The organism is Stenotrophomonas pictorum JCM 9942 (genome assembly GCF_001310775.1).
In the GTDB taxonomy this organism is placed as follows: Bacteria; Pseudomonadota; Gammaproteobacteria; order Xanthomonadales; family Xanthomonadaceae; genus Stenotrophomonas; species Stenotrophomonas pictorum.
Window position 1 is genome coordinate 1 of sequence record NZ_BAZI01000461.1, and the last position, 1842, is coordinate 1842.

Below are 1842 nucleotides of genomic sequence, written 5' to 3' on the forward strand. Positions count from 1 at the left end.
CGTGCGCTGGCGCCGCTGCGGCCGGCCGGGGCCGGTGTGGCCTGGGCGACCAAGGGCTTCGAGCCCGGCTCCGGCCGTTTCCTGCATGAAGTGGCGCGTGACGTGCTGGGCCCGGACGTGCCGCTGGCCGTGGTCACCGGCCCGTCCTTCGCCAAGGAAGTCACCCTGGGCCTGCCCACCGCCATCACCGTCCACGGTGATGACGAAGGGTTCTCCCAGCAGGTGGCCGATGCCATGCACGGCCCGGCATTCCGCGCCTACACCGGTGACGACATGGTCGGCGCCGAGCTGGGCGGGGCGATGAAGAACGTGCTGGCGGTGGCCACCGGCGTGGCCGATGGCATGCAACTGGGCTTGAATGCCCGTGCCGGCCTGATCACCCGCGGCCTGAACGAGATGTTGCGGCTGGCCGCCGCCATCGGGGGCAAGCCCGAGACCCTGATGGGTCTGGCCGGCCTGGGCGATCTGGTGCTGACCAGCACCGGCGACCTGTCGCGCAACCGCCGCCTGGGCTTGGCGTTGGGTCGCGGCCAGAGCCTGCCCGATGCAGTGAAGGAAATCGGCCAGGTGGTGGAATCGGTGCAGACCGCCGATGAAGTCATGCGCCAGGCCGATCGCCATGGCATCGATCTGCCGATCTCCAAGGCGGTGCAGTCGGTGCTGCATGGCGACCTGAGCCCGGCCGAAGGCCTGCAGCAGCTGCTGGCGCGGGAACAGAAACCGGAATATCCGGATACGCTGTTCAAGTGAACATCAGCGACGATCAACGAAAAAGCCCGGCAATGCCGGGCTTTTTTGTGGCTGGAGGCAGGCCGGGAGCGGCCACCGCAACGGCTTGTCCGACACCGTGCATCGCCATCGCCATCGGCCGTTCAGCCGATCCGGCGTCGGTGGGGCGTGTGGTGCCGTTCTGCGACCGCCGCAGCCAGGGGCGTGCCCTCCGCTTGCACGCAAAAAAGAAGCCCGGTCTGGGGGAGACCGGGCTTCCAGCGGCGCGGGGGAGAGAGAGCACGCGCCGTACAACAACCTCCGTTAGGAGGTACCGCTTACCAGCTGAAGCGCGGGCCGACGAACCATTCCTTGTCGCCACCCTTGGCCAGCTTGACCTCACCGCTCACGCCCCAGTTGGCGTTGAACTTGGCCAGGCCACCGACGCGGCCGTAGAACTCGCCGTCCGGGTTGATGCCGTGCTTCTTGGTGAAATCCTCGTAACCGGCCAGTGCATAGCCCTCGAACATCGGGGTGAAGGCCTTGCGCACGCCGACTTCGGCGCTGTAGCCGTTGAAGTCCAGGCCCAGCTCCGGATCGAACTTCTGGTAGGCCACACGGGCCAGCAGATCGGTGTCCTTGGCGAGGGTGTGGTTGTAGCCCACGCCCAGACGCCACTGGTCCACATCAACCTTGCCCGCATCGGTTTCCTGCTGGGTGTAGTCACCGAAGACATGGAAGTTCGGCGCCACGGCGACCGAGCCCTTCACGCCAAAGCCGTCGGCGTCGCCGCCCTTGGCATCGGTGTTCACATAGCCGCCTTCCACATAGTTGTAGGACAGGCCGTCGGCGGCCGAAGCGGCGAACGGCAGGGCGGCCAGCAGGCCAAGCGCAATCAGGGAAGTCTTCATAATCGGGATTACCTTTTTTATTGGTTTGATCGAAGCGGCGGTGAAAACGTTTGCGGCTTCGACAGGTGTGAATTATCCGTTAGGCGACGGAATGCCCCCTGAATATAAAACTGACCAGTACATGAATTAATCCGCACCGGCGGGAACTTCCGCAGATGCCGGCCGGGCGTTCGCCTGCGCCAGACCACGGCGGCAGTTCAGCCGCTGTGCCCCGGGCGCCGAG

General features: G+C 65.8%; 2 protein-coding genes. One reads left to right on the plus strand and one right to left on the minus strand.

Annotated features, from left to right (window positions below):
* Positions 1-750: NAD(P)H-dependent glycerol-3-phosphate dehydrogenase (locus tag JCM9942_RS15010; protein ID WP_054660646.1), on the plus strand; the 750-nt coding region annotated here is incomplete at its 5' end.
* 296 nt (positions 751-1046) lie between these two features.
* On the opposite strand, the gene JCM9942_RS15015 is transcribed toward JCM9942_RS15010, so the two are convergent.
* Positions 1047-1619 (minus strand): OmpO family porin, encoded by a 573-nt coding sequence (locus JCM9942_RS15015; protein WP_054660648.1) that lies wholly within the window; start codon positions 1617-1619, stop codon positions 1047-1049.
* Positions 1620-1842 lie beyond the last annotated feature (223 nt).